This window comes from Rhizobium sp. K33, assembly GCF_056501445.1.
The window spans coordinates 2,891,171-2,916,133 of the sequence record NZ_CP096478.1; the positions used below are offsets into that span (position 1 = coordinate 2,891,171).

General features: G+C 62.3%; 26 protein-coding genes. 11 read left to right on the plus strand and 15 right to left on the minus strand.

Translation table 11 applies throughout. The features are described 5' to 3' along the window. Positions 1–62: 62 nt before the first annotated feature. The 6 genes from yghU to M1E12_RS14180 are packed head-to-tail and all read left to right on the plus strand — an operon-like array spanning position 63 to position 4,507. The gene (gene yghU / locus M1E12_RS14155) at positions 63–974 is read left to right on the plus strand and encodes a glutathione-dependent disulfide-bond oxidoreductase (RefSeq protein WP_479562235.1); all 912 of its coding nucleotides are present in this window, start codon (positions 63–65) and stop codon (positions 972–974) included. 9 nt (positions 975–983) lie between these two features. Further along, positions 984–1,361, plus strand: coding sequence for a hypothetical protein (locus M1E12_RS14160; protein ID WP_476067267.1), 378 nt, complete (start codon positions 984–986; stop codon positions 1,359–1,361). 4 nt (positions 1,362–1,365) lie between these two features. Then, on the plus strand, positions 1,366–1,779 hold the full coding sequence (locus tag M1E12_RS14165; RefSeq protein WP_479562236.1) for a hypothetical protein: 414 nt from the start codon (positions 1,366–1,368) through the stop codon (positions 1,777–1,779). A gap of 36 nt (positions 1,780–1,815) precedes the next feature. Then, positions 1,816–2,100, plus strand: a complete 285-nt coding sequence (locus tag M1E12_RS14170) for a DUF2442 domain-containing protein (protein ID WP_479562237.1) — start codon at positions 1,816–1,818, stop codon at positions 2,098–2,100. A 5-nt stretch (positions 2,101–2,105) separates the two neighbouring features. Continuing rightward, the gene (locus M1E12_RS14175; protein WP_479562238.1) at positions 2,106–4,115 is read left to right on the plus strand and encodes an acetyl-CoA carboxylase biotin carboxylase subunit; all 2,010 of its coding nucleotides are present in this window, start codon (positions 2,106–2,108) and stop codon (positions 4,113–4,115) included. Further along, positions 4,112–4,507 carry a hypothetical protein gene (locus M1E12_RS14180; RefSeq protein WP_479562239.1) on the plus strand — a complete coding sequence of 132 codons (396 nt, stop codon included), beginning with the start codon at positions 4,112–4,114 and terminating at the stop codon, positions 4,505–4,507. Before M1E12_RS14175 ends, M1E12_RS14180 begins: the two co-directional genes overlap by 4 nt. Before the next feature lie 44 nt (positions 4,508–4,551). On the opposite strand, the gene M1E12_RS14185 is transcribed toward M1E12_RS14180, so the two are convergent. Further along, complete coding sequence (locus M1E12_RS14185) at positions 4,552–4,920, minus strand: type II toxin-antitoxin system RelE/ParE family toxin (RefSeq protein WP_479562240.1); 369 nt, start codon at positions 4,918–4,920, stop codon at positions 4,552–4,554. After that, positions 4,910–5,179: a ribbon-helix-helix domain-containing protein gene (locus M1E12_RS14190; RefSeq protein ID WP_479562241.1), complete on the minus strand. Its 270-nt coding sequence runs from the start codon at positions 5,177–5,179 to the stop codon at positions 4,910–4,912. The genes M1E12_RS14185 and M1E12_RS14190 overlap by 11 nt, the downstream gene beginning before the upstream one ends. A gap of 112 nt (positions 5,180–5,291) precedes the next feature. Here M1E12_RS14190 and scpA point away from each other — a divergent pair, with 112 nt between their 5' ends. Both scpA and M1E12_RS14200 read left to right on the plus strand, forming a co-directional pair. Beyond that, positions 5,292–7,427 carry a methylmalonyl-CoA mutase gene (gene scpA, locus M1E12_RS14195; protein ID WP_479562242.1) on the plus strand — a complete coding sequence of 712 codons (2,136 nt, stop codon included), beginning with the start codon at positions 5,292–5,294 and terminating at the stop codon, positions 7,425–7,427. A gap of 22 nt (positions 7,428–7,449) precedes the next feature. Continuing rightward, positions 7,450–9,045 carry a GMC family oxidoreductase gene (locus M1E12_RS14200; RefSeq protein ID WP_479562243.1) on the plus strand — a complete coding sequence of 532 codons (1,596 nt, stop codon included), beginning with the start codon at positions 7,450–7,452 and terminating at the stop codon, positions 9,043–9,045. 9 nt (positions 9,046–9,054) lie between these two features. Here the strand turns inward: M1E12_RS14200 and M1E12_RS14205 are convergent, their stop codons facing one another. The 7 genes from M1E12_RS14205 to speB all read right to left on the minus strand — a co-directional run bounded on the left by M1E12_RS14205 (position 9,055) and on the right by speB (position 14,878). Next, a complete protein-coding gene (locus M1E12_RS14205) occupies positions 9,055–9,855 on the minus strand; it encodes an ABC transporter permease (protein ID WP_479562244.1) in 801 nt (266 codons plus the stop codon). Next, positions 9,852–10,706: an ABC transporter permease gene (locus M1E12_RS14210; RefSeq protein WP_479562245.1), complete on the minus strand. Its 855-nt coding sequence runs from the start codon at positions 10,704–10,706 to the stop codon at positions 9,852–9,854. Before M1E12_RS14210 ends, M1E12_RS14205 begins: the two co-directional genes overlap by 4 nt. After that, positions 10,703–11,737, minus strand: coding sequence for an ABC transporter ATP-binding protein (locus tag M1E12_RS14215; protein ID WP_479562246.1), 1,035 nt, complete (start codon positions 11,735–11,737; stop codon positions 10,703–10,705). The genes M1E12_RS14210 and M1E12_RS14215 overlap by 4 nt, the downstream gene beginning before the upstream one ends. Before the next feature lie 24 nt (positions 11,738–11,761). Then, on the minus strand, positions 11,762–12,196 hold the full coding sequence (locus tag M1E12_RS14220) for a PIN domain-containing protein (RefSeq protein ID WP_479562247.1): 435 nt from the start codon (positions 12,194–12,196) through the stop codon (positions 11,762–11,764). After that, positions 12,193–12,438, minus strand: coding sequence for a type II toxin-antitoxin system Phd/YefM family antitoxin (locus tag M1E12_RS14225; RefSeq protein WP_479562248.1), 246 nt, complete (start codon positions 12,436–12,438; stop codon positions 12,193–12,195). Before M1E12_RS14225 ends, M1E12_RS14220 begins: the two co-directional genes overlap by 4 nt. 206 nt (positions 12,439–12,644) lie before the next feature. Continuing rightward, the gene (locus tag M1E12_RS14230) at positions 12,645–13,655 is read right to left on the minus strand and encodes an ABC transporter substrate-binding protein (RefSeq protein ID WP_479564889.1); all 1,011 of its coding nucleotides are present in this window, start codon (positions 13,653–13,655) and stop codon (positions 12,645–12,647) included. Between the two features lie 167 nt (positions 13,656–13,822). Beyond that, the gene (speB, locus tag M1E12_RS14235; protein ID WP_479562249.1) at positions 13,823–14,878 is read right to left on the minus strand and encodes an agmatinase; all 1,056 of its coding nucleotides are present in this window, start codon (positions 14,876–14,878) and stop codon (positions 13,823–13,825) included. 163 nt (positions 14,879–15,041) lie between these two features. Here speB and M1E12_RS14240 point away from each other — a divergent pair, with 163 nt between their 5' ends. From M1E12_RS14240 to M1E12_RS14250, 3 genes are read left to right on the plus strand one after another with little or no spacing between them, the layout of a single operon-like run. Next, on the plus strand, positions 15,042–16,031 hold the full coding sequence (locus M1E12_RS14240; protein WP_479562250.1) for a LysR substrate-binding domain-containing protein: 990 nt from the start codon (positions 15,042–15,044) through the stop codon (positions 16,029–16,031). 17 nt (positions 16,032–16,048) lie between these two features. Further along, entirely contained in the window at positions 16,049–17,224 is a 1,176-nt protein-coding gene (locus M1E12_RS14245; protein ID WP_479562251.1) for an aminotransferase, read from the plus strand. 6 nt (positions 17,225–17,230) lie between these two features. Beyond that, entirely contained in the window at positions 17,231–18,445 is a 1,215-nt protein-coding gene (locus M1E12_RS14250; RefSeq protein WP_479562252.1) for a TIGR03862 family flavoprotein, read from the plus strand. 3 nt (positions 18,446–18,448) lie between these two features. Here M1E12_RS14250 and M1E12_RS14255 read toward each other — a convergent pair whose 3' ends face one another. The 6 genes from M1E12_RS14255 to M1E12_RS14280 form a co-directional block, all read right to left on the minus strand. After that, entirely contained in the window at positions 18,449–18,979 is a 531-nt protein-coding gene (locus tag M1E12_RS14255; RefSeq protein ID WP_479562253.1) for a DUF3833 family protein, read from the minus strand. A gap of 115 nt (positions 18,980–19,094) precedes the next feature. Then, positions 19,095–19,904 carry a 5-deoxy-glucuronate isomerase gene (gene iolB, locus M1E12_RS14260; protein WP_479562254.1) on the minus strand — a complete coding sequence of 270 codons (810 nt, stop codon included), beginning with the start codon at positions 19,902–19,904 and terminating at the stop codon, positions 19,095–19,097. A gap of 11 nt (positions 19,905–19,915) precedes the next feature. Further along, positions 19,916–20,182, minus strand: a complete 267-nt coding sequence (locus M1E12_RS14265) for a hypothetical protein (protein ID WP_136537979.1) — start codon at positions 20,180–20,182, stop codon at positions 19,916–19,918. A gap of 104 nt (positions 20,183–20,286) precedes the next feature. Continuing rightward, the gene (gene iolE / locus M1E12_RS14270; protein WP_479562255.1) at positions 20,287–21,180 is read right to left on the minus strand and encodes a myo-inosose-2 dehydratase; all 894 of its coding nucleotides are present in this window, start codon (positions 21,178–21,180) and stop codon (positions 20,287–20,289) included. A gap of 2 nt (positions 21,181–21,182) precedes the next feature. Beyond that, positions 21,183–23,003: a 3D-(3,5/4)-trihydroxycyclohexane-1,2-dione acylhydrolase (decyclizing) gene (gene iolD / locus M1E12_RS14275; RefSeq protein ID WP_479562256.1), complete on the minus strand. Its 1,821-nt coding sequence runs from the start codon at positions 23,001–23,003 to the stop codon at positions 21,183–21,185. Beyond that, complete coding sequence (locus M1E12_RS14280) at positions 23,000–24,928, minus strand: bifunctional 5-dehydro-2-deoxygluconokinase/5-dehydro-2-deoxyphosphogluconate aldolase (RefSeq protein WP_479562257.1); 1,929 nt, start codon at positions 24,926–24,928, stop codon at positions 23,000–23,002. Before M1E12_RS14280 ends, iolD begins: the two co-directional genes overlap by 4 nt. Positions 24,929–24,963 lie beyond the last annotated feature (35 nt).

Below are 24,963 nucleotides of genomic sequence, written 5' to 3' on the forward strand. Positions count from 1 at the left end.
CAGGGAAGGCCTATATAACTCTCGGCGCGCCCGAGGCGCTTCACCGAGAAAGGACCCGATTCATGACCGAGACAAAATTCCCGCCCGAGAAAAACCTGCCAGCTGGCTACGTGCCCCCGAAGGTCTGGACCTGGGAGCCCGGCAATGGCGGTGCCTTCGCCAATATCAATCGCCCCATCGCGGGCGCGACACATGACAAGGAGCGCCCGGTCGGCAAGCATCCGCTGCAGCTTTATTCGCTGGGCACGCCGAACGGCCAAAAGGTGACGATCCTGCTGGAGGAGCTGCTGGCAGCCGGTCACGACGGCGCCGAATACGATGCCTGGCTGATCAATATCGGCAAGGGCGACCAGTTCTCCTCGGGCTTTGTCGAGGTCAACCCGAATTCCAAGATCCCGGCCCTGATGGACCATGCGCCCAAGGATGGCGGCGAGCCGATCCGCTTGTTCGAGAGTGCCTCGATCATGACCTATCTCGCGGAGAAATTCGGCGCCTTTCTGCCATCGGAAACCCGCGCCCGCGCTGAAACGCTGAACTGGCTCTTCTGGCAGATGGGGTCCGCTCCCTTCCTCGGCGGCGGCTTTGGCCATTTCTATTCCTACGCGCCGATGAAGATCCAATATGCGATCGACCGTTACGCCATGGAGGTGAAGCGCCAGATGGATGTGCTGAACCGCCATCTCGCCAACAACGAGTTCATGGCCGGCAAAGATTACACGATTGCCGACATGGCGATCTGGCCCTGGTATGGGCGTCTGGCCCTGCACGGCGCCTATGACGATGCCGGCACCTTCCTGTCGGTCGATGAATACGAACATGTCCAGCGCTGGACAAAGCAGCTTGCCGCCCGTCCGGGTGTGAAACGTGGCGCCATGGTCAACAAGACCTCCGGCCCGCTCTCCGAACAGCTGCATGAACGCCACGATGCCTCCGACTTCGATACGAAGACGCAGGACAAGATCGCTGCGGCGTAAGGAGAGACCATGCCAAGCCTCCCCGACATGACCAAACATCGCGGTTTCCCCGGCGGCATGCCGGGGACCGGTGTGCAGTTCACCATCCGCCGCGCCAATCCACGCGGCGTCACCCCGATCAAGGCGCTGCCCCGCAAGGCGCGCCCCGGCACCAAGGAACACCGCATCGATGCGGCCTTCCTGCATGCGCTCTGGCACCATTTCGGCACGGAACCCTTCGAGCGCGGCAATCTCGATGCCGCGCGCCTGAGCCTGCTTTTCGGCCGCGAAGTGGTGCCCGCCACCAAGGAATTCGACCCTCTGTCCTACGAGGCGATGCTGGTCATCGACGAGAAGGTGGCGCGGAAGAACTTTCCCGAATCCTTCGAAGACGTGTTCGAGGTGTGAACCCATGGCAAAAGATCCGCTCATGCCGAAACACCAGGGCTTTCCGCTCGGTCTGCCTGGAACGCAGTGGCAGTATACGATCCGCCGCGCCAATCCGAAGGTAACGCCGGTGACCAACTGGCCGCGCCACCGCACCATGGACCAGACGGTGGCACTCGCCGACCTCGGTTTCATGCAGGCGCTCTGGCAGTATTTCGGCACCGAACCCTTCGAACGCGGCAATCTCGACGGCGAACGCCTCTGCCGCCTCTTCGGCCGCGAAGTGATCGCCGCCGAACGCGGCTTCGATCCGCAATCCTACTTCGCCAAGCTGAAGATCAACGAGCCGCTGGCGCGGAAGAACTTTCCGGACGCCTTCGGCGAGGTGAAGGACGAGAAGAGCGTGGCCAAGGGCTTGAAGAAGAAGGTCAGGGAATAGCGGGCAACGGAATTCAGGGCCGGGAGGAGGCGTGGAATGACCACTTTGGACATTGATGAGCGGCAACTGCAAGTCCGCTCTGTGGACGTCACGAACGACAGCATCATCTTCGACATAATGGATGGGCGCAGGATCGTGGCGCCGCTCTGGTGGTATCCGCGCCTCGCCAAGGCCTCTCCCGAGCAGCGTGCCAAGGGTGAGATTCTCCCCTTTGGTGACGCCGTCGGCTGGGAAGAGATCGACGAATATATCAGCGCCAAGGCGCTCATCATCGGAGGTGCCGCTCCCGGCGCCGTCCCACCTGCTCAAGCTGCCGAGTGACAACAATGATCCAGAAAATCCTCATCGCCAACCGGGGCGAAATCGCCTGCAGGGTCATCAAGACCGCGAAGAAGCTCGGCATCAAGACGGTCGCCGTCTATTCCGATGCTGATCGCAATGCGCTGCATGTCGAGATGGCCGATGAGGCGGTGCATATCGGCCCGGCGCCGTCGAACCAGTCCTATATCGTCATCGACAAGATCCTCGACGCCATCCGGCAGACCGGAGCAGACGCCGTCCATCCGGGGTACGGCTTTCTTTCGGAAAACGCAGCCTTTGCCGAGGCATTGAAAAAGGCAGGCGTGACCTTCATCGGCCCGCCTGTGGGCGCCATCCAGGCCATGGGCGACAAGATCACCTCGAAGAAGCTGGCCGCCGAAGCCGGCGTCTCGACCGTGCCCGGCCATATGGGCCTGATTGCCGATGCCGACGAGGCGGTGAAGATCTCCGATGAGATCGGCTATCCCGTCATGATCAAGGCCTCCGCCGGCGGCGGCGGCAAGGGGATGCGCATTGCCTGGAATGCGGAAGAAGCCCGCGAAGGTTTCCAGTCGTCGAAGAACGAAGCGAAGAACTCCTTCGGCGACGACCGCATCTTCATCGAGAAATTTGTCACCGAGCCGCGCCATATCGAGATCCAGGTGCTCGGCGACACGCACGGCAACACGCTTTATCTCGGCGAGCGCGAATGCTCGATCCAGCGGCGTAACCAGAAGGTCATCGAAGAGGCCCCCTCGCCCTTCCTCGATGCCGCCACCCGCAAGGCCATGGGCGAACAGGCCGTGGCACTGGCAAAGGCCGTCGGTTATCACTCCGCCGGCACGGTGGAATTCATCGTCGATGGCAAAGAGAACAAGTTCTACTTCCTCGAGATGAACACCCGCCTGCAGGTCGAGCATCCCGTCACCGAGCTGGTGACCGGCCTCGATCTCGTAGAACAGATGATCCGCGTCGCTGCGGGCGAGAAGCTAAGCTTCGGCCAGGACGACGTGAAGCTGAACGGCTGGGCGATCGAAAGCCGGCTCTATGCCGAAGACCCCTACCGCAACTTCCTGCCCTCGATCGGTCGCCTCACCCGCTACCGTCCGCCGGCAGAGGGCACGACGGCAGACGGCACTGTCACTCGCAACGATACCAGCGTCTTCGAAGGCGGCGAGATCTCGATGTATTATGATCCGATGATCGCCAAGCTCTGCACCTGGGCCCCCGATCGTCTGACAGCGATTGACGCGATGAGCGAGGCCCTCGACAGCTTCGAGGTCGAAGGCATCGGCCACAACCTGCCCTTCCTCTCGGCCGTGATGAACCAGGATCGCTTCCGCTCCGGCAAGATCACCACGGCCTATATCGCCGAGGAGTTCAGGGACGGTTTTACCGGCGTCACCCCGGATCAAGCCTCGGCGGAAAAGCTCGCTGCGGTCGCGGCCATCATCAACCACCGTTTGCAGGCCCGCGCCATCCAGATCTCCGGTACCATCGGAAATCATACCCGCAAACTCGGCAAGGACTGGGTCGTCAATCTGGCAGGAAGCGACCATGCCCTTGAAATCACCGAAGGCACCGGCAACACCCGTGTCTCGCTCGCCTCCGGCACCGAGCTGGTGCTCGCGACCGACTGGCTGCCCGGCCAGACACTGGCAACCGTCGATATCGGCGGTGAGACGCTTGCGGTGAAGGTCGACCTCAAGGGACCCGCCATCCGGCTGCGCTGGCGCGGCATGGATGTCACCGCCCGCGTCCGCTCGCCGCGCGTCGCGGCGCTTGCCAAACTCATGCCGGAAAAGCTGCCGCCGGATACCTCCAAGATGCTTCTCTGCCCCATGCCGGGCGTCATCACCGGAGTTGCGGTGAAGGAAGGCGAGACCGTGGAAGCCGGTCAGGCGCTCGCCACCGTCGAGGCGATGAAGATGGAGAATATCCTGAAGGCCGAACGCCGCGGCACCGTGAAGAAGATCGTCGTCAGGCCGGGCCAGAGTCTCGCGGTCGATGAACTGATCATGGAGTTCGAGGGGTGATCGAATGGGTTAAATGGGCAGCCAAATGGCTGGGAATCTATCTGGTTTCGAACCTCATAACGGTGTTGGGGGCAATGATCGCCTTCCCCTCTATTTTCGAATACCGAGAAGTGACCGACTCTCAACTTGTCGATTTCGGGCAGAAGAATGCGATTGAGGACTACTCATCTAACTACATTGCCAAACTTGGCATTCATCCCGACAGCGTTAACTGTGAAGTCTTGGGCCGTGAATTTGACGACGTCGACGTATACGGACGGGTGATGTGTTCGGTCTTCGACGGCGGCAAAATCGTCTTGAAAAGAAGCTACCGAATGACGGTAGACGTATCCAATGCAGGTGAGGTTCTTGGATTTGAGGATCACCCAATTCCAGACCCGGAGGCGAAGTAAGTACGGCCATGTGGAGATCCTTGACAGCCGAAGGAGAGAAACAACTAGGCGCCGCCCGATCGATCGGCGATTTGCATCCGCTTCAGCATATGCCGCTGATGGTCCTGTCCGCCGAAGAAGACGGCCAGCAGGCGGAGCACCTTCTGCGTCTCCTGAATCTGAAAATAGAACACCACCTTGTTCTTGGTCACATGCCTCACAGCTTCAAATCCTGCGTAAGAGGTCACAGTTCCCTGATATGGTGCACGAGCAATCGACTGCAGATCGCGCTCAAGTCCATCCATGCGTCGCAAGGCGCGATCGGCTGCCTGCGGGAGGTCATCTCCCAGCGCAACATAACTATCAATCAGATGCCGGAATATGATCCGCAGATCTTCAGTACTCGCCTGAGAACGGACGATCCTAAAGGCCATAGGACGCCTTCACCTCGGCTATCATCTCCTCGATCTGCACCCGGCTTTCTTCTTCCGAGAGAAACGGACCTTCCATGCGTCGCAGAAGGAGAGCACGCAACGCCTCCTGATCTTCTTCCCGCATCTCTGTCTCTTCGCGCACCAGATCCAGCCCTCGCTCGACGACAGCGGCGAGGCTCGGGAAGTGGCCGTCCTCGACCAGCTTGCGGGCGAATTCTTCCTGCTGCGGCGAGAGCGAGACAGAGGCTTTCACGGTCATGGCAAGGCGCTCCGGTTAGGCTCACAAGAATAGCCCTGACCGAAAACCCCGTCAAACTGACTTCCCTCGGCGAAACGCCGAACCGCGCAGCCTTCAGATAAGGATCGCATCGATGACCAAGAAAACCATCGCCGACTGGCAGGCGCTTGCCGAGAAGGAACTGAAGCGTCCGGCAGAAAGCCTCGTCTGGAACACACCAGAGGGCATTCCGGTGAAGCCGCTTTATACGGCGGACGACATCGCCGGCATCGGCCATCTCGACAGCCTGCCGGGCTTTGCCCCCTTCGTGCGCGGTCCCCGTGCCACCATGTATGCCGGGCGCCCATGGACGATCCGGCAATATGCCGGCTTCTCGACGGCGGAGGAGAGCAATGCCTTCTACCGGAAGGCGCTGGCCGCCGGTCAGCAGGGCGTCTCCGTCGCCTTCGATCTCGCCACCCATCGCGGGTACGATTCGGATCATCCGCGCGTCGAGGGCGATGTCGGCAAGGCGGGTGTGGCGATCGACAGCGTTGAGGATATGAAGATCCTGTTCGACGGCATTCCGCTGCAGGACATCTCCGTCTCGATGACCATGAACGGTGCCGTCATTCCGATCCTCGCCAACTTCATCGTCACCGGCGAGGAACAGGGTGTTACGCGCGACAAGCTGTCAGGGACCATTCAGAACGACATCCTGAAGGAGTTCATGGTCCGCAACACCTATATCTACCCGCCCGAGCCCTCGATGCGGATCATCGCCGACATCATCGAATACACGGCGAAGGAGATGCCGAAGTTCAATTCGATCTCGATCTCCGGCTATCACATGCAGGAGGCCGGCGCGACGCTGGTGCAGGAGCTTGCCTTTACGCTGGCGGACGGTCGCGAATATGTCCGTGCAGCCATCGCCAAGGGGCTGAATGTCGATGAATTCGCCGGCCGCCTCTCCTTTTTCTTCGCCATCGGCATGAACTTCTTCATGGAAGCCGCGAAACTGCGCGCCGCCCGCCTGCTCTGGACCCGCATCATGCAGGAGTTCGAGCCGAAGAAGGCGTCGAGCCTGATGCTGCGCACCCATTGCCAGACCTCCGGCGTGTCGCTGGCCGAACAGGATCCCTACAACAACATCATCCGCACCGCGTTTGAGGCCATGTCGGCAGCGCTCGGCGGCACGCAGTCGCTGCACACCAATTCTTTCGACGAGGCGATCGCCCTGCCGACGGAGTTTTCCGCCCGCATTGCCCGCAACACCCAGCTGATCCTGCAGAACGAGACCGGCGTCACCAAGGTCGTCGATCCGCTCGCCGGCTCCTATTATGTCGAGAGCCTGACCAACGAACTGGCGGAAAAAGCCTGGGCCCTGATCGAGGAGGTCGAAAGCCTGGGTGGCATGACCAAGGCCGTCGATGACGGGTTGCCGAAGCGCCTGATCGAGGAAGCCGCGACCCGCAAGCAGGCGGCGATCGACCGCGGCGAGGAGGTGATCGTCGGGGTCAACAAATTCCGCCTGGAAAACGAAGAACCCATCGACATCCTCGAAATCGACAACACCGCCGTTCGCCTCTCCCAGGTCAAGCGCATCGAACAGACGCGCCGCCAGCGGGACCCGAAGCGGGTGAGCGAAACCCTCGCGCGCCTCACCGAAATCGCCCGCACCGGAGAGGGCAACCTGCTGGAAGCCGCCGTCGAGGCAGCCCGCGCGCGCGCCACCGTTGGCGAGATTTCGGATGCCATGCGGGCTGTGTTCGGCGACCATGCCGCAACGCCGGAAGTGGTGCACGACATCTACGGCAAGGCCTATGAAGGCGATCCGGAAATGGAGACGCTGAGCAATCGCCTGAAGGACTATGGCAAGGCGGCATCCAAGCCCAGCATCCTGATCGCCAAGCTCGGCCAGGATGGCCATGACCGAGGCGCCAAGGTGATTGCGTCTGCCTTCGGCGATATCGGCTTCGATGTCGTGGCAGGCCCCCTCTTCCAGACGCCGGACGAAGCCGCAGATCTCGCCGTCGCCAACAAGGTCCAGGTCGTCGGCATGTCCTCGCTCGCCGCAGGCCACAAGACGCTCGCTCCGCAGCTGGTTGAAGCGCTGAAGGCCAAGGGCGCAAACGACGTGATCGTCGTCGTCGGCGGTGTCATCCCGCGCCAGGACTATGACTTCCTGCTGGAGCATGGCGTCTCCGCCGTCTTCGGTCCCGGCACCAATGTGATGGATGCCGCCCGCTCCGTGCTTGACCTGCTGGAAGGCCGCCTGCGAAACAGTTGAAGCTGACGGCTCGGGGAGGAGCATGGAGACCTACGATTACATCGTCATCGGCGCCGGCACCGCCGGCTGCCTGCTAGCCAACCGGCTGTCCGCCGATCCCACGCGCCGTGTGCTGCTGCTCGAAGCCGGCGGCAGCGACAACTACCACTGGATCCATATCCCAGTCGGTTATCTCTATTGCATCAACAATCCGCGCACAGACTGGTGCTTCAAGACTGAGGCCGAGCCGGGCCTGAACGGTCGCGCCATCGGCTATCCCCGCGGCAAGGTGCTTGGCGGCTGCTCCTCGATCAACGGCATGATCTATATGCGCGGCCAGGCGCGCGACTACGACCAGTGGCGCCAGATGGGCTGCGAAGGCTGGGGCTGGGATGACGTTCTCCCCCTCTTCAAGAGAACGGAGGACTTCCATCGCGGCGCCGACGACAAACATGGCGCCGGCGGCGAATGGCGCGTGGAGAAGGCCAGGCTGCGCTGGGACGTGCTGGAAGCCTTTCGCGCGGCGGCCAAACAGGCGGGCATTCCGGAAACGGACGATTTCAATCGCGGCGATAACGAAGGCTCCGGCTTCTTCGAGGTCAACCAGCGCTCCGGCATCCGCTGGAACACGGCGAAGGCCTTTCTGAAGCCGATCCGGCACCGCAAGAACCTGACGATCCTCACTCGCGCCCATGTCAAGCGGCTGACGGTCGAGGGCGATCGCGTGACCGGCGCCGAAGTGCATCACGACGGCGAACTGAAGCGCTTTGCCGCCCGCCGCGAGGTGGTGCTGTCATCAGGCGCCATCGGTTCACCGCAGATCCTCGAACTGTCCGGTATTGGCCGCGGAGTGGTCCTGCAAAATGCCGGCATCGAGACAGTCCGCGATGTACCTGCTGTTGGCGAAAACCTGCAGGATCACCTGCAGCTCCGCCTCGTCTTCAAGGTCAAGGGCGTGCCGACCCTCAATGAGCGTGCGTCGAGCCTCTACGGCAAGGCGATGATCGGGCTGGAATATGCGTTCCGCCGCTCGGGGCCCATGTCCATGGCGCCGAGCCAGCTCGGCATCTTCACCCGCTCCGGCCCGGACAAGGAAACCGCCGATCTCGAATACCATGTCCAGCCGGTCTCGCTCGACAAGTTCGGCGACCCGGTTCACCCCTTCCCGGCGATGACGGCGAGTGTCTGCAATCTCAGACCCGAAAGCCGGGGCTCTGTACACATATCGGGTCCGGACTTCGCCGCTCAGCCGAAGATCGCGCCGAACTATCTCTCGACGCCGGGTGACCGCGACGTTGCCGTCCGCTCCATTCGGCTTACCCGCCGCATCGCGTCCCAGCCCGCCTTTGCCCGCTATCAGCCGGAGGAATACCGTCCCGGACCTGACCTCGAAAGCGATGCGGAGCTGGAAAAGGCGGCGGGCGATATCGGCACCACGATCTTCCACCCCGTCGGCACCTGCCGCATGGGGGCGGATCCGGACAGCGTGGTCGATCCACGCCTGCGGCTTCGCGCCTTGAAGGGCCTGCGCATCGCTGACGCCTCGGTCATGCCGACCATCGTCTCGGGCAATACCAATTCCCCGACCCTGATGATCGCCGAAAAGGCGGCCGCTATGATCCTCGAAGATCACCGCTAACGCCATTCATCAGCTGCGGTCGTCGGCATTCGCGCCGAGCAGTTTCGGCAGATCGCCGAAGCGGGCGACGAGACCGAACACGGTGGCGGCCACCGCCACGAACAGGATCGTCACCGACGCCATGACAGGCGTATAACCGTAGCGCAGCGCGTTGAAGATCTTGATCGGCAGCGTTTCCATCACGAAACCGACCGTCATGTAGGCGACGATATATTCGTTGAGCGAGAGCACGAAGGCAAAGGCATAGCCCGAGACCAGGTAGGGCGCGATCAGCGGCAGAACGACCGTGCGGAAGATGGTACGGTCATCGGCTCCCATGGTGGCCGCCGCCTCGACCAGCGAGCGGTCGATCGCCGAGAAACCGAGCGACAGTGTCACCAGCGGGAGCGTCACGAAGAAGATCGCGTGGCTGATGACCGCCGTCCAGGGCTGGCCGTAGAAGCCTGTCGCGGCCCAGAAGGTCAGGAGCCCCAGCGCCGTAATGACGGGTGGCAGGGTAAAAGGCGCGATGCCCAGCAACTGGAAGATCTGCGCCCAAGGCGCAAGACGCCGCCACAGGAACCAGGCGAGCGGCAGCGCGATGGCAACCGCAAGCGCCGCCGCGCATAGAGCCAGGATGACCGATGCGAAGAAGGCCGAGCGCCAGCCGGGATCGGTGAAGATCGCGCCATACCAGGAGAGCGAAAAGCCCTGCGGCGGGAAGTTGAGGCTCTGCTTGGCATTTACCGAGACACCCGCGACGACGACGATGGGCGCAGCGAGAAAGATGCCGATCAGGGTGAAGTATAGACGGGTCAGCGCCTTGTTCATGCTGCTTCTCCCTTGCGACCGATCAGAAGCGTCAGCGCCACCATGCCGAGCGTGACCAGCACGAGAAACACGGCCATGGCTGCCGCGAACGGCATGTTGGACTGGTAGATCGCCTGGTCGGTGATCAGCACGGAGAGTGTCCAGTGTGAGGGACGCCCAAGGATCTGCGGCAAGAGATAGGAGCCGAGCGCGAAGATAAAGACCATGATCAGTGTGGCAATCAGCGTGTTGCGCAGCGCCGGCACGACGACGGTGAAGAAGGCGCGCAGAGGCGAGGCTCCTAGCGTGCGGGCCGCTTCCGTCAGCGTCGGATCGAGCCGGACGAGAGCAGGATAAAGCACCAGCACGGTATAGGGCAGCGCCTGATAGGTCATGCCCGTCAGCACCGCGCCGAAATTCGGCATCAGCGCGACAGGGCTTTCCATCAACCCGACCATGACCAGGAGATTGGTGATGCCGGCGGTGCGCGAAAACAGCGTCGACCAGGCAAAACCGATAATGACTTCCGAAAGCGACAGCACAGAGAGCAGTGCCACAAGCCAGATCAACTGCGCCTTGCGGGACATGCGCGCGAGCAGATAGGTGAATGGCAGCGCCAAAGCCACACAGACCACCGCGACGGCAATCGCCAGCCCCAGCGAAAAGCCGAGCACGCCGCCGAAGAAGAACGACAGGAAGCGAGCGTAATTGTCGAAAACGAAATCCGGCGAATAGAAGCCGGTCGGATCCCGCTTGAAGAAGGAGACGGCGATCATCGTCGCAAAGGGCACGACGAAGAACAGGATCAGCATGCCCGCGGGAAAGGCGAGCGGCGCATAGTCGAGCGCAGTTTTGGGCGGTTCGCGTCTCATGCCGACAGCACCACGGCGGTTTCGGGATCGATGACGATGCCGACATCCTGGCCGATAGTCACGACCGGCCGCTCGCGCGGCGTCGAGACGGCGACGACCTCGGTGCCGGACACATCGAGGAAGGTCTCGATCGTGCCGCCGAGGTCGCGAATGAAGGTGACCTTGCCGGTGATACGGCCTTCCCCCGGGGCTGCAAGCTTGACGTCCTCCGGGCGAACCGAAAGGCTCGCCTGCGCCGAGCCTGACGGTGCCGTAATGCCGGCGACGCTATGGCCGAGAACCAGCGCGGAACCGCCCTGCACTGCCAGCGGCAGGAGATTGGTCGAGCCGATAAAGTCGGCAACAAAGCGATCGGCCGGCTTGCGATAGATCTCGATCGGGCTCGCCGCCTGGCGGATCTTGCCGCCGCTCATGACGACAACCGTATCGGCCATGGTCATCGCCTCGCGCTGGTCATGGGTGACGACGATGGTGGTGATGCCGAGCTGCTGCTGCAGCTTGCGCAGTTCCACCTGCATTGCCTCGCGCAGCTTGGCATCGAGCGCCGACAGCGGCTCGTCGAGCAGGAAAAGTTTCGGCGAAATGGCAAGCGCCCGGGCAATAGCCACACGCTGCCGCTGCCCGCCCGAGAGCTGGTGGACCGGACGGTCCGCATAACCCGGCAAATGGATCATCGCGAGCAGCTCATCGACGCGCTTCACCTGCTCTTCGCGCCCGATGCCACGGATGCGCAAGGGATAGGCGATGTTCTCGCCAACGGTCAGATGGGGAAACAGCGCGAGCGACTGGAAGACCATGCCGAGCTCCCGCTTGTGCGTCGGAACCTGCGTAATGTCCTTGTCGTCCAGCACGATCGCGCCATTGGTCGGGCTGTCGAGACCGGCAATCATCCGAAGCAGCGTGGTCTTGCCGCAGCCGGAGGGACCGAGCAGGCAGACGAAGGTGCCGTGCGGAACGGAAAGCTGGACATTGTCGACCGCCGTGAAGGGGCCGAACTGCTTGGTGACGGAATTGAGGGCGAGGCCGGACATGAGCATCCAATCGAACGAGTGTTTTCAAAACGGGGCGAGACAGTCGACACCCAAGGGCTCGAAGTCTCTGGTATTGGCGGTGACGACGGTAAGGCCGTGTGTCTGGGCGGTTGCGGCGATGAGGATATCAGCGAGCTGGCCATTGTGTCCGCGTGCACGCATCGCTCCATCAAGGGTTCCGGCGGCAAGTGCCGTTTCCGTATCAACGACCAGAATGCTGTCCGCATACTGCTCGATGAGCCTTTGCAGCCAGAGGTGCAATTGCCGCGCCCGTGTGGGGTTACTATTCTTGACCAATTCGAGCTTCGTTGCGCCCTTCTGTATTTCAAGGACAGTGATCGTCGATAGATAAAGAGATTTTTCCCCAAAGCGCTGCCGCAACCAGTCTTCGAACGCTTGCGAAGCTCTCCCGTCGTAAAGCAGGGAGACCGCATTTGTGTCGAGCAGATATCCCCTCAAAGATCCACGTCCCGGCTCGGCGAGGGATTTCGCTCAAAGACCATTCCTGGTTCTGGGAAAGTTTTGAGGAAATCGACCAGATTGGGCCTCGGCGATTGGTCCGGCGTTTCGTCGCTTTCAACCGGCACCAGCGTCGCCACCGGCTTGCCGTCGCGGGTGATCGTGACGCTGCCGCCCTTGATCACCTCGTCCACCAATTCGGAGAGATCGGTATTCACATCCCGCACACTGATCGTTGCCATGAGATTGTCTCCGCTGAGATGCCTTCAGTGATCCTATCACGTACCCCAAGATGCAGCAAAACCAACGGGAACAGCCCCTCACCCTACCCTCTCCCCGCAAGCGGGGAGAGGAGACGTTGGCGCGGCGCCTCCCGCTAGTACCCTTCTCCCCGCCTGCGGGGAGAAGGTGCCGGCAGGCGGATGAGGGGCAACCACAAAACCTATGATCAGCCGACGATCAGTTCGGTCCACTTCTGGTTCAACCAGTCCGACTTGGTCTGGTAGAGGTCGTAGCGCGGCGTGATCGGCTCGATGTCGGAGGAGACGGCGGCGAATTCCTCTGCAGTCAAGTCGAGCAGTTCGCGCTTGACCGTCGGCGCGGTACCGACCTTGCGCGACAGGGTCGCCTGGATCGAGGGCTGGCACATGTAGTCGATGAAGATATGGGCTTCTTCGGTCTTCGTCGATGCACGCGACAACGCCCAGCAACCGGAATCCTGAATGCCGCCTTCCTGCGGGAAGGTCGAGCGGACCGGCTGGCCATCGGCAGCGGCCAGACCCGTGACGTCGTGATAATACTGGCCCATCGGGATCTCGCCCGACTTCAGCGACTGCTCGAACTGCGCCTCGTCGCGATACCAGAGGCGCACATTCGGCTTCACTTCCGCGAGCTTTTCGAAAGCCTTCAGGATGCCTTCCTCGGTGTCGAGTGCATTGGTGCCGCCGAAATGGGTCTTGGCGGTGACTTCCAGCAGGAAGGAATTGGAGACGAGCGCCAGCAGGCCGAGCTTGTCGGCTTTCACCGGATCCCAGAGCGCGTTCCAGGAGGTCGGCGCTTCCTTGTAGACATCCGTGTTGGTCACGAGCGTGATGTACCAGGCAACGGCACCGACGCCGGCCACGCGACCATCCGGATACTTGTTGACGAAACGGTCGATCAGGCCGGACGCATTGCTGATTTTCGCCATGTCGATCGGCGCCCAGAGCTCGGTTGCCTGGCCTTTCAGCATCGCCACCTGCGACATCATCGAAAGATCGGCCGGAGCCTGGCCGGCCTTGGCGGCCTGCTCGAGCTGCACGAGCCAGGCTTCGCCGGTCGGTTCGGCAATCGATTCAACCGCAATGCCGGTTGCCTTGGTGAATTCCGGGAAGATGTTCTTGTCGAACGAATCCTTGAAGTAGCCGCCATAGACGCCGATCTTGATCGACTTGTCCTGGGCGCGCAGGATCGACGGCATGGCAAGCGCGCCAGCAATGGCAGCCGAGCCGGCGAGCACGCCGCGGCGGCTGACGGAGGTAGAGAGAATGTCTTTCATGGTCCTGTTCCCTTGTTGTGGTTGAGGCGTTTTCGCCCGTTCGTCTGTATCTGTGACCGGACGGCGGAAGCTGTCCGGGATTAGCGCTCTCAGCGCGGTTTGATGGCCGGACTGTAGACCATCAGGCTGAGGATTTCGAAGAGGATTTGTGCGCCGACATGGGCCGTATTGTGGTTCGCGTCATATTGCGGCGCGACTTCGACGACGTCACCGCCAATCAGGTTCACGCCCTTGAAGCCACGGATCAATTCCAGCGCCTCGCGAGACGTCAGGCCGCCGACCTCGGGCGTCCCCGTGCCGGGCGCAACACTCGGATCGAGGCTATCGATGTCGAAGGAGAGGTAGGTCGGGCCATCGCCGATGATCGCCTTTGCCTTCTCGATGATGGCAGGCATGCCAAGACCGTTGATCTCTTCGGCATGGATGACGGTCATGCCGGACTCGTAAGAGAACTCCCAGAGATATTCGGCCGGGCCACGAATGCCGATCTGGATCGTCCGGACAGGATCGAGAACACCGTCGAGCACGGCGTTGCGGAACGGCCCGCCATGGTGGAACTTCGTCTGGTCGAAAGCCCCGCCAGTATCGCAATGGGCATCGATATGGATCATGCCGACAGGGCCATGTTTCTTGGCAATCGCCTTCATGATCGGATGGGTGATCGAATGGTCGCCGCCGACGGAAAGCGGCAAGACGCCCTGGGCCACGAGCTTGGTGTGATAAGCCTCGATATCGTCATGGCTCATCTCCAGGCGGTAGCGGCTGGAAAAAGGCACGTCGCCGATGTCGGCCACCTTGAGATCGAAAACGGGTGCGCATTCGAGCACGTGATTGTAGGGCCCGATGCGATCGATGGCGCGCAAGGCCCGGGGCCCGAAGCGCGAGCCCGGTCGGTTGGTCACGCCAAGATCCATGGGCACACCGACAATCGCGACATCGAGATCGCTGACATCGGGATCACGCTGATCAACCTGGCGATAGGGAGCAGAGACGAAAGTCGGCACGCCGGCGTAAGGCGCTGCACGCGTGCCGTTCGAAAAGATCTTCTCGCCGACCTTGGCAAACTTCGGATCGAAGATCTCACCTGCCTTGTCGTTTCCGTATTTCTCACGCAGCGCCGCAAGGCGCTTCTCATCGAAAGTCATCTGACGTTCCCTGCTTGTGAACGACGAAGATGCCGTCGTCCATTTTTACGGCACGATCTGAGCATGCCTTTATTGTGAGCATTAACCTGCAACCCACTTGGAAAATCAATTCACGATGTTATAGCAATCGATGTGAGAAAAATTCACGGATCATGACGCCGCCATGGCTAGCCGCCTGCCGCCACTCAACCCCCTGCGCGCCTTCGAGGCCGCCGCCCGTCGCGGCTCGATCTCGGCTGCGGCAAGAGAACTCAGCGTGACGCATGGCGCGATTTCCCATCAGATTCGAAGCCTTGAGGAAACGCTGAAAACGGCACTGTTCGAGCGCGGCGGCAAACGGTTGAAGCTCACACCTCAAGGCGCGCTCCTCCTGCCGGCCGTCACCCAGGCCTTCGATGGGATTGCAGCGGCAACGGCCTTGATGAACCGCCCCTCGACCAGCGGCAGCCTGCGCATTTCCTGTGTGCCGGCGCTGCTCTCGCTCTGGCTGGTGCCCCGCCTCGGCTCCTTCACCGATCGCTATCCGGAGATCAGCCTGACGCTGACCTCCAGCAATGATCCGAACCTCATCTATTCGCCTGACATCGACATCGCGATCCTCTATGGCCCGGGCGGCTGGAAGGATTGCTGGACGCGGCTCTGGAGCACGTTCGAGCTCTTCCCCGTCGTCAGTCCGACCCTGCTCAACACACGCCCCCTGCGCTCCGTTCGCGATCTGCACGACCACGTGCTGCTGCATGGAGACGATGGCCGCGAATGGCGCAGCTGGCTCGCCGCCGCCGATCAGCTGGACATGCCCAAGGCCCGCGAACACTTCATGGGTGACGCACGCCTGTCGACCGAGGCTGCCCGCCACGGCCAGGGTGTAGCACTTGGTGACAGCATCACCGCATCGAGCCTGATTGCCGCCGGCGAACTCGTGATCCCCTTCGATCTCGCTGTACCCGCACCGGATGCCTTCTATGTCGCCGCCCGCAACGACGTTCGCGCGGCGCCGATCGCCAAGGTCTTCATCGACTGGATCTTCGATATGATCGAAACCGAGCGCGCCGCCCAGCCGCGCCCGGCAAGCCGCCCTTCGGGACGAGGCCTGCCCTCGACCCGCAAACGCAATACCAGTACCGTCGTTCCGCTCCTGGAAGAGAGCGAATAACCGCCGAGGAACCTGCCATGCCCGCCGCCCCCTTCAATCCGCTCGTCGCAGATCTCTCGGCGCCGCCCGTTCCCTCGGTCTTCGCCTGGGCGCGCGCCTATGACGGCGCAGCCGGCCCGATGATCGACCTGAGCCAGGCGGTGCCCGGTTATCCGCCGCATCCCGATCTCTTCGCCTGGCTGGCGGAAGCCGCTTCCGCCCGCGCGAATGCCGGCTATGGTCCGATCGAAGGCGAAGCGCCGCTACGCGAGGCCTACGCGGCAGAAGTCGCTTCCGTGTATGGCGCGCCGGTCAAGGCAGAAAACATCCACATCACGGCAGGCTGCAACCAGGCTTTCATGGCAACGGTGCAGGCGATCGCGGCGAGCGGGGATGCGGTGGCGCTGACGGATCCCTTCTACTTCAACCAGGAAACCACGCTGGCGATGATGGGCATCCGCCGCGAGCTGATCCCGCTGGATCCCGCCACCGGTTTAGTACCCACCATCGAAGGCATCGAGGCGGCCCTGGCGAAGGGCGTCAAGGCCGTGGCGCTGGTCTCGCCCAACAACCCGACGGGCGCCATCTATCCGGCGGACCTGCTGCGCCAGGCCTTCGAGGCCTGCCGCAAGGCGGGTGCCTTCCTCATCCTCGACGAGACCTATCGCGATTTTGTGCCCGGCGAGGGACGGCCTCACGATCTGCTCTCGATCCCCGACTGGGACGAGAACCTCATTCTCCTCTACTCCTTCTCCAAATCCTTCTGCATCCCTGGCCATCGCCTGGGCGCGATCACCGCCGGTCCCCACGCCGTCTCGGAAATCGCCAAGGTCATGGACAATCTGCAGATCTGCGCCCCCCGCGCGCCGCAGGCAGCTGTGGCCAAGGCGATTCCCGCACTGAAGGCATGGCGCGGCGACAACCGCATCGAAATCCTCAAACGCGCCGAGACGTTGAAGGGCGTGGTGCAGCAACTGCCCGACTGGAAGATGGACTCGCTCGGCGCCTATTTCGCCTTCATCCGCCATCCCTTTCCCGGCGAGAAGTCTGCCTATGTCGCCGAACGACTGGCAAAGAAGGCCGGCGTGCTCTGCATCCCCGGCGCCTATTTCGGCGACGATTGTCAGGATTACTTGCGCTTTGCCTTCGCCAATGCCGACAGCGCGACGATCGAGGGTCTGGTCTCGCGCCTTTCGACCTTCAAGCTGGACTGATCACGGATGTCGAAGAGCGTGGCGATCATCGGCGGAGGCCCGGCGGGCCTGATGGCGGCAGAGCATCTCGCCGGCAAGGGCCATTTCGTCACCGTCTACGACGCCATGCCGACGGTCGGCCGCAAGTTCCTGCTCGCCGGCAAGTCCGGCCTCAACATCACCCATGCCGAGGACTATGCGCGTTTCGTCACCCGCTATGGTGCGGCGAACAGCCGACTGCGCCCCGTGCTCGACCTGATGACGCCGGACGCCATCCGGGTCTGGGCAGCCGACCTCGGCACGGAAACCTTTGTCGGCACATCAGGCCGCGTCTTCCCGAAGGTGATGAAGGCCTCGCCGCTGTTGCGCGCCTGGCTGAAGCGGTTGGAAGGCATGGGCGTGACCATCCTCACCCGGCATCGGTGGACGGGTTTCGACGGAAAGCCCTTGATCTTCGACACTCCCGAGGGTCAGAAGCACGTCACCGCCGACGCAACACTTCTCGCGCTCGGTGGCGCCAGCTGGCCGAAGCTCGGCTCAGATGCCGCCTGGGTGCCGCTGCTGAAAGCAGAAGGCATCGATATTGTCCCCCTTCGCCCGGCCAATTGCGGCTTCGACTGCGATTTCTCCGAGAGCTTCGATGCACGCTTTTCCGGCCAACCGGTCAAGTCGGTCAAGGCCACGTCGGCGGCAGGCACCACCCAGGGCGAATTCGTCATCAGCCGGGGCGGCATCGAAGGCAGCCTGATCTATGCCCATTCGGCGGCACTTCGAGATGCGCTCGACCGGGACGGCCAAGCAGCACTCATGCTGGATCTCGCACCGGGCCGGACGGAGGAGAAGCTCGTCGCAGACCTCGCGCGTCAGGATCGCAAGGCAAGTTTTTCGACACGATTGAAGAAGGCCGCCAATCTCGACGGCGTGAAGATCGCCCTGCTGCGCGAAGTCGATCCGACAGCCAACCAGCGTGACGCGAGTGGCCTCGCGAACCTCATCAAGGCTTTGCCGCTCCCGGTCAAACGCCCCCGCACGATCGCCGAGGCGATCTCGACCGCAGGTGGCGTGGCCCTCGACGCCATCGACGATGGCTTCATGTTGCAGGCCCGCCCGGGCACGTTTGTGGCAGGCGAAATGCTCGACTGGGAGGCCCCGACCGGGGGCTATCTGCTCACCGCCTGCTTTGCAACCGGCATTGCCGCCGCCAGCGGCATCGACCGCTGGCTCGCAGCACAAAGCCGGTAGGTCTCAGCGGCTCGCCGTCTTGTGCGAGTAGCCCGGCTTGCGGAACTCGACAGTGGTCTTGGCGACCGGAATGCCGAACTTGGTGACGAGCGCCGTGTTCAGCACCGTCCCGTCCTCGCGCAGCACCATCTTGTCCCAGAAGCGCACCTTGTTTCCCTGCGTTTCCGGGCTCAGATAGACGAGATAGTTGAAGCGGGCGACGGCACCGTTCAGCCGCACCGTCGTCTCGCCGATCACGTCCTCGCGGGTGCCGCTATAGGTGGTCGGGCTGGTCTTGGTGAACCGCCAGGTCTTGCGGTCCTCCGTGCCATCGTCGAACACGAAATCCTCGCGAAGCGTCAGCGTTTTACCGTCCCAGTTCCCGGTGAGGTCGACGGTGAAGGTCCGCCTGACGCCATTGATGGCGCTGAACGAGCCAACGGCTTCCGTGCGTCCGGCAAAGTATTCTTCAAATGTAAACCGATCGGCTGCCTGTCCGGTGGACGGCAGCAGGCTCAGGGCAAGCCCGACAAGGGCCAAGCTGAACTTGGGCATGGGTGCGTCTCCATCATTGGCGCGTTGTGCTCCCACTACGGCGCCAATCGATGAACGGATTTGGAATTGTTCCAGAGAACGCATTCGTGAAGGCGATGGCCGCCTTCGCCCAAGCTTACTTACTGTCGCGCTGATAGATCCAGTCGTGATCCGGATGGTTCTGGAAACGCCATTTGCGCAAGGGGCCAGCCATGACGTTCAGATAATACATCTCGTAGCCATGCGGCACACCGCAGGGATGGTGCCCCTTCGGCACCAGCACCACATCGCCATCAGACACCGCCATGGTCTCGTCGAGCGAGCCGTCCTCGGTGAAGACACGCTGGAAACCGAAGCCCTGGGCTGGATTGAGGCGGTGGTAATAGGTCTCCTCGAGATAGGTCATCTCGGGATAATTGTCCTCGTCATGCCGATGCGGCGGATAGGACGACCAATTGCCCGAGGGCGTGAAGACCTCCGTCACCAGCAGGCTGTCGGCGACATCGCGATCTTCCATCGCGATCGGATAGATATGCCTTGTATTGGCGCCCTTGCCGCGCTCGACGAGTGAAATCCCATCCGGCCCGATCTGCTGCGCCTCGCGGCCCGGCATGGCCGGCGCCGTGCAAATCGCCAGCACACAATCCGTCGTCGCTTCCGCCGTCCAGTTGCTCCCGGCCGGCACATAGACGCAGTGCGGCGGCTTCTTTTCAAAGACCTTCATGCGATCGCCGAGTTCGCCGAAATCCTTGCCGGAGCCGATGATCTTCGCTTTGCCCTCGACGAGCACCAGAATGACTTCCGTCTCGCCGGTCTGTTCCGCAGCACGCTCGCCCGGCTCCAGGTGATAAAGCCCAAAGCCGACATAGCCCCAACCGGCGCTGGCAGGCGTGATGTCATGGACCTTGCCCGAGATGCCGGAAGGCTTGCGCAACAGATCGGTCATTTCCGTCTCCCTTAATCGGCGTCGGAACGTTCGGCCTCTGCCGCAATCCGCGCCCGTTCGGCTTCGGCTTTTGCCTCGGCCTTTTTCATCGTGTGGTCGTACATGAAGAGCAGCTCATAGGCCGCGTAGAGCCCGGCTGCGACAAAGATCATCGCCCAGCCGGTCGCACCGTTCGAATACTCCACCCCGGCCCAGGCCAAAGGCAGGACAACGCAGAGAATGCGGCGCCACAGCGGCTTGAAGAAGGGATGGGTCGGATCGAGGATCTGGAACTTCAAGGTCTGCTCCCGGCAGTCAGTGTTTTCAAGGCAGCCTGCAATAGAGCCCAAATCCGCGATCTGTCAAAACACGAGGCGGAGGTATGCTCCGCCCCGTGGCAACATCAGATCAGGCCGGCTTCCTTGGCAAAGCCCTTGAGCGACTTGAGACCGAGGCTTTGATACTCGAAGGGATTGCGCACATCCGGGTCCTGCTCGGCCTCGATGACCACCCAGCCCTGATAGCCATGCTCGGCCGCGATCTTCAGCACCGGAAAGAAGTTCACGCCGCCTTCGCTATCGCCGGGAACGGTGAACACGCCACGGCGCACACCTTCGAGGAAGGAGAGCTTCTCGTTCCGTACCTGCTCGGCGATGACGGGACGAACATTCTTCGCGTGGATATGGCCGACGCGGTGCATGTATTTTTTCGCGACCGCTTCCGGGTTACCGCCGCCGAAATAGCAATGGCCGGTGTCGAGCAGCAACTTGGCATGCGGGCCCGTATGCTCCATCAGCTTGTCGATCTCGGCCTCGGTCTCGACGACCGTGCCCATGTGGTGGTGATAGACGAGCGAGATGCCTTGGGCAGCCGAGAATTCGGCCAGCGCTTCGACGCCGGCGCCGAACTTGGCCCATTCGGCATCGGACAGGACAGGACGATCGGCCAGCGCCACATCATCGGCACCATGGATGGCGTTCGAGGTTTCGCAGACGATGATGACCTTGCAGCCCATGGCCTTGAGCACATCGAGGAAGGGCTGCATAGCGGCCTTTTCTTGCTCGATCGTGTTGGTGAGCAGGTTCAGCGAATGCCAGCCGGAGACAAATTTCAGGCCGCGCGGCTCGAGCACCGACTTCAATCCGGCAGGATCGGTCGGCAGCTTGTGGCCCTTTTCGATGCCGTCGAAACCGATCTTGGCGGTCTCGTCCAGGCACTGTTCGAGGCTGATATGGGCACCGAGACGGCGGTCGTCATCGTTCGACCAGGCAATCGGGTTGGTTCCGAAAAGGATCATGATCAGGTTCTTTCCTTCAGAGCCGCTTCATAGGCAATGCGGGCTTGATTGACTTCGGCGCGGGCGGAGACTTCCGGCACCGCGACATCCCACCAGGAACCGCCGGCTCCGGTGGTCGGATAAGGATCGGTGTCGATGACGATCACCGTGGTCTCGGTCGCCGCGCGGGCGGCATCAAGCGCCGTTTCCAGCTCTGAAATCGACGACACCTTGTGCGACCGCGCGCCCATCGAGGCCGCGTGTGCGGCGAAATCGATGGCGATCGGGCTGACATTCGAATGGGCATAGAGGTTGTTGAACTGCGCGCCGCCGGTGCCCATCTGCAGCCGGTTGATGCAGCCGTAGCCCCTGTTGTCGGTGATCACGACAGTGATCTTCACGCCCATGCCGACAGCTGTCGCGAGTTCCGAATTCATCATCATGTAGGAGCCGTCGCCAACCATGACGATGACGTCGCGATCGGGCTCGGCCATCTTGATGCCGAGACCGCCGGCGATCTCATAACCCATGCAGGAGAAGCCGTATTCCATGTGATAGGAGAGCGGCAGCTTCGACTTCCACAGCTGATGCAATTCGCCCGGCATGGTGCCGGCGGCACACATGACGACCGTATTGTCCCGTGAGGCGCGCTGCACCGCACCGATCACCTGCATGTCGGTCGGCAACGCATTGCTGTCGGTGGGTGCTGCTGTGACGGCATCCGCCTTGGCGAACCAGGAGGCCTTGAGACCGGCATCCGGTGCGGCGAACGTGTGATCGCCGAGCGCCGCCGAGAGCTTTTCGAGGCCGATCTTCGCATCCGCAACGAGCGGGATCGCATCATGCTTGGCGCTGTCGTAAGGCTGCACATTGAGCGCCAGGATCTTGCGATCAGGGTTCTTGAACAGCGCCCAAGAGCCGGTGGTGAAATCCTGGAAACGCGTACCGACACCGATGACGAGATCAGCCTTTTCCGAGACGACATTGGCGCTTTCGGCACCGGTCACGCCGACAGGGCCGAAGTTCAGACCATGATCCCACGCCAGTGCCGACTTGCCGGCCTGGGTCTCGACGACGGGGATCTGGTGCTTCTCGACGAAAGCCTTCAGCGTGTCTGTCGCGCCCGAAAAATGCACGCCGCCACCGGCGACGATCACAGGGTTCTTCGCAGCCTTCAGCGCCGCAACCGCTGCTTCGAATTCCACGACATCGGGTTCCGGACGACGGAAGCGCCAGGTTTTCTTCGTGAAGAAGCTTTCAGGGTAATCGTAAGCCTCGGCTTGCACGTCCTGGCAAAAGGCGAGCGTGACGGGGCCGCAATCGGCGGGGTCCGTCAGCGTGCGCATGGCGCGTGGCAACGCGGTTAGAAGCTGCTCCGGGCGCATGATGCGGTCGAAATAGCGCGAGACAGGGCGGAAGCAGTCATTCGCCGACATCGTGCCGTCGCCGAAATCCTCGATCTGCTGCAGCACGGGATCGGGGCCGCGATTGGCAAAGACGTCGCCGGGAATGAACAGCACCGGTAGCCGGTTGACATGCGCGAGTGCCGCCGCCGTCACCATGTTCAGCGCGCCGGGGCCGATCGACGAGGTCACCGCCATGGCGCGACGGCGGCCGAGCTGCTTGGCATAGGCGATCGCCGCATGCGCCATCGACTGCTCGTTCTGGCCGCGATAGGTCGGCAGTTCCTCGCGGATGCCGTAAAGCGCCTCGCCGATGCCGGCGACATTGCCGTGACCGAAGATCGCCCACATGCCGGCGATATAGGGAACGCCATCCTCATTCATCTGGTTGGCGAGGTAACGCACCATCGCCTGGGCGGCGGTCAACCGGATCATCTTCATGCTTTTCCTCCCTTGGCGGAAACCGCCTTCTGGCGTGCCGCATCCCAGATCGCGCAGAGGCTCTGGTAACGGGCCGCCATGTCCTCCACGGCCTGGGCGTCATTGATGCTGCCGGCGAGCCACTTGCGGGCAGCGTCGCCAAAGATGGTCCGACCGACGGCGAAACCTTTGACCAGATCGAAACCGGCAGCAAGCTGGAAACTCTCCTCAAGCTCCGCCTGCGGCGCATCCAGGCCGAGCACCACGATGCCGCGCGTGTTCGGATCGTTGCGTTCGATGGCGTTGCAGGCATTGGCCCAGGACGCCTTGGTCTTCATCGGCTCGAGCTTCCACCAGTCGGGATAGACGCCGATTTCATAGAAACGCTCGATGATCTTGGCCACCGTCTCGTCATCGCAGGCGCCGACCTTGGAGGGGATGACCTCCAGCAGGAATTCGAGGCGATTGCGGCGCGCCGAATGGAAGAGCCGCTGCACGGTCTTTTCCTGCTCGGCCTTCATCTCTGCGCTATCTTCGGGGTGATAGAAGCAGAGAACCTTGACCACGTGTTCGAGCGGCCATTCGACGAGGCCGCCGAAATCGGGGCCGATTTCCGGCTCCAGCGTCAGCGGGCGCGAGCCCGGCCATTCAACGGGACGACCGATCCAGAGGCCCGTGCCGGCAGCCCGATAGAGCGCCTCGCGACCGAGACGGCTGTCGCAGAGCAGGCCATGACCGGAATTGCCGCCGGAGACTTTAAGTGCTGCATCGAGGCAGAGGTTCTTGAAGGCGCCGATCTTCTCGTCGGCAACGCCGGCTTCTCTGGCCATGGCTTCGAGTTGCATGCGATGATCGAAGGCGAAGACCCGCATCGTCGACCAGTCACCCTTGCGGTTGGTCGACCAATGCACCTGCTCCAGGGCTTCGTCCTTGCGCAACGCCTTGTTCCTGATGCCGGTCTTGAAGAAATACTGCAGCTCTTCCCAGCTCGGATAGGCCGGCGTGCAGCCGTGGCGCGACACGGCGAAGGCGCCGCAGGCATTGGCGAACTTTAGGCTGGTCGGCCAATCCTGGCCGGTGAGCCAGCCTTTCAGGAGCCCCGACATGAAGCCATCCCCGGCGCCGAGCACGTTGAAAACCTCGATCGGGAAACCCTGGCCGGTCTGGCCGGCGTCGAGACTGTCGGGGATCGCACCGTCGAAGACCACGGCGCCCATCGGGCCGCGCTTGCACACCAGCGTCGCGGATGAGACCTTGCGAACCGCCTTCAGCGCCTCGATCGTGTCCGTCGAGCCGCCGGCAATGTGGAATTCCTCTTCCGTGCCGACGATCAGGTTGAAGAGATGCAGCGTCGACTGCAGCTTCGCCGTCACCTGAGCGGATTCGATGAAGCGGCTTTCGCCGTCGCCATGCCCGGCAAGACCCCAGAGGTTCGGGCGGTAGTCGATATCGAGCGCCGTCAGGCCACCCTTCTCGCGGGCAATCTTCAGGGCCTTGAGAACAGCGGCCTCCGTGCGCGGATGCGACAGATGCGTGCCCGTGGCGCAGACGCAGCGCGCCTGGGCGATGAAATCCGGATCGATATCCTCTTCGGAAAGGGCCATGTCGGCACAATTCTCGCGGTAGAAGATCAGCGGAAACTGGCGTTCGTCCCGGATACCAAGCAGCACGAGTGCGGTGAGCCGCTCCTTATCCGTCTTGACGCCGCGGACATCGACGCCCTCGCGGACCAGCTGCTCACGGATGAAGCGGCCCATATGCTCGTCACCAACGCGGGTGATCAGCGCCGACTTGAGACCCAGCCGCGCAGTGCCCGCCGCGATATTGGTCGGCGAGCCACCGATATACTTGTTGAAGGACGCCATGTCCTCCAGCCGACCGCCGACCTGGGCCCCGTAAAGGTCCACGGACGAGCGACCGATCGTGATCAGATCGAGCGAAGCCAAGCAATGTCCTCCCTTTGATGCGGGATCTTTCGCCC

What these genes read in the sequence shown, in the direction of transcription:
- yghU (WP_479562235.1), top strand. Translation starts at nt 63, where the DNA reads ATGACCGAGACAAAATTCCCGCCCGAGAAAAACCTGCCAGCTGGCTAC.
- M1E12_RS14160 (WP_476067267.1), top strand. Translation starts at nt 984, where the DNA reads ATGCCAAGCCTCCCCGACATGACCAAACATCGCGGTTTCCCCGGCGGC.
- M1E12_RS14165 (WP_479562236.1), top strand. Translation starts at nt 1,366, where the DNA reads ATGGCAAAAGATCCGCTCATGCCGAAACACCAGGGCTTTCCGCTCGGT.
- M1E12_RS14170 (WP_479562237.1), top strand. Translation starts at nt 1,816, where the DNA reads ATGACCACTTTGGACATTGATGAGCGGCAACTGCAAGTCCGCTCTGTG.
- M1E12_RS14175 (WP_479562238.1), top strand. Translation starts at nt 2,106, where the DNA reads ATGATCCAGAAAATCCTCATCGCCAACCGGGGCGAAATCGCCTGCAGG.
- M1E12_RS14185 (WP_479562240.1), bottom strand. Translation starts at nt 4,920, where the DNA reads ATGGCCTTTAGGATCGTCCGTTCTCAGGCGAGTACTGAAGATCTGCGG.
- M1E12_RS14190 (WP_479562241.1), bottom strand. Translation starts at nt 5,179, where the DNA reads ATGACCGTGAAAGCCTCTGTCTCGCTCTCGCCGCAGCAGGAAGAATTC.
- scpA (WP_479562242.1), top strand. Translation starts at nt 5,292, where the DNA reads ATGACCAAGAAAACCATCGCCGACTGGCAGGCGCTTGCCGAGAAGGAA.
- M1E12_RS14200 (WP_479562243.1), top strand. Translation starts at nt 7,450, where the DNA reads ATGGAGACCTACGATTACATCGTCATCGGCGCCGGCACCGCCGGCTGC.
- M1E12_RS14205 (WP_479562244.1), bottom strand. Translation starts at nt 9,855, where the DNA reads ATGAACAAGGCGCTGACCCGTCTATACTTCACCCTGATCGGCATCTTT.
- M1E12_RS14210 (WP_479562245.1), bottom strand. Translation starts at nt 10,706, where the DNA reads ATGAGACGCGAACCGCCCAAAACTGCGCTCGACTATGCGCCGCTCGCC.
- M1E12_RS14215 (WP_479562246.1), bottom strand. Translation starts at nt 11,737, where the DNA reads ATGTCCGGCCTCGCCCTCAATTCCGTCACCAAGCAGTTCGGCCCCTTC.
- M1E12_RS14225 (WP_479562248.1), bottom strand. Translation starts at nt 12,438, where the DNA reads ATGGCAACGATCAGTGTGCGGGATGTGAATACCGATCTCTCCGAATTG.
- M1E12_RS14230 (WP_479564889.1), bottom strand. Translation starts at nt 13,655, where the DNA reads ATGCCGTCGATCCTGCGCGCCCAGGACAAGTCGATCAAGATCGGCGTC.
- speB (WP_479562249.1), bottom strand. Translation starts at nt 14,878, where the DNA reads ATGACTTTCGATGAGAAGCGCCTTGCGGCGCTGCGTGAGAAATACGGA.
- M1E12_RS14240 (WP_479562250.1), top strand. Translation starts at nt 15,042, where the DNA reads ATGGCTAGCCGCCTGCCGCCACTCAACCCCCTGCGCGCCTTCGAGGCC.
- M1E12_RS14245 (WP_479562251.1), top strand. Translation starts at nt 16,049, where the DNA reads ATGCCCGCCGCCCCCTTCAATCCGCTCGTCGCAGATCTCTCGGCGCCG.
- M1E12_RS14250 (WP_479562252.1), top strand. Translation starts at nt 17,231, where the DNA reads ATGTCGAAGAGCGTGGCGATCATCGGCGGAGGCCCGGCGGGCCTGATG.
- M1E12_RS14255 (WP_479562253.1), bottom strand. Translation starts at nt 18,979, where the DNA reads ATGCCCAAGTTCAGCTTGGCCCTTGTCGGGCTTGCCCTGAGCCTGCTG.
- iolB (WP_479562254.1), bottom strand. Translation starts at nt 19,904, where the DNA reads ATGACCGATCTGTTGCGCAAGCCTTCCGGCATCTCGGGCAAGGTCCAT.
- iolE (WP_479562255.1), bottom strand. Translation starts at nt 21,180, where the DNA reads ATGATCCTTTTCGGAACCAACCCGATTGCCTGGTCGAACGATGACGAC.
- iolD (WP_479562256.1), bottom strand. Translation starts at nt 23,003, where the DNA reads ATGAAGATGATCCGGTTGACCGCCGCCCAGGCGATGGTGCGTTACCTC.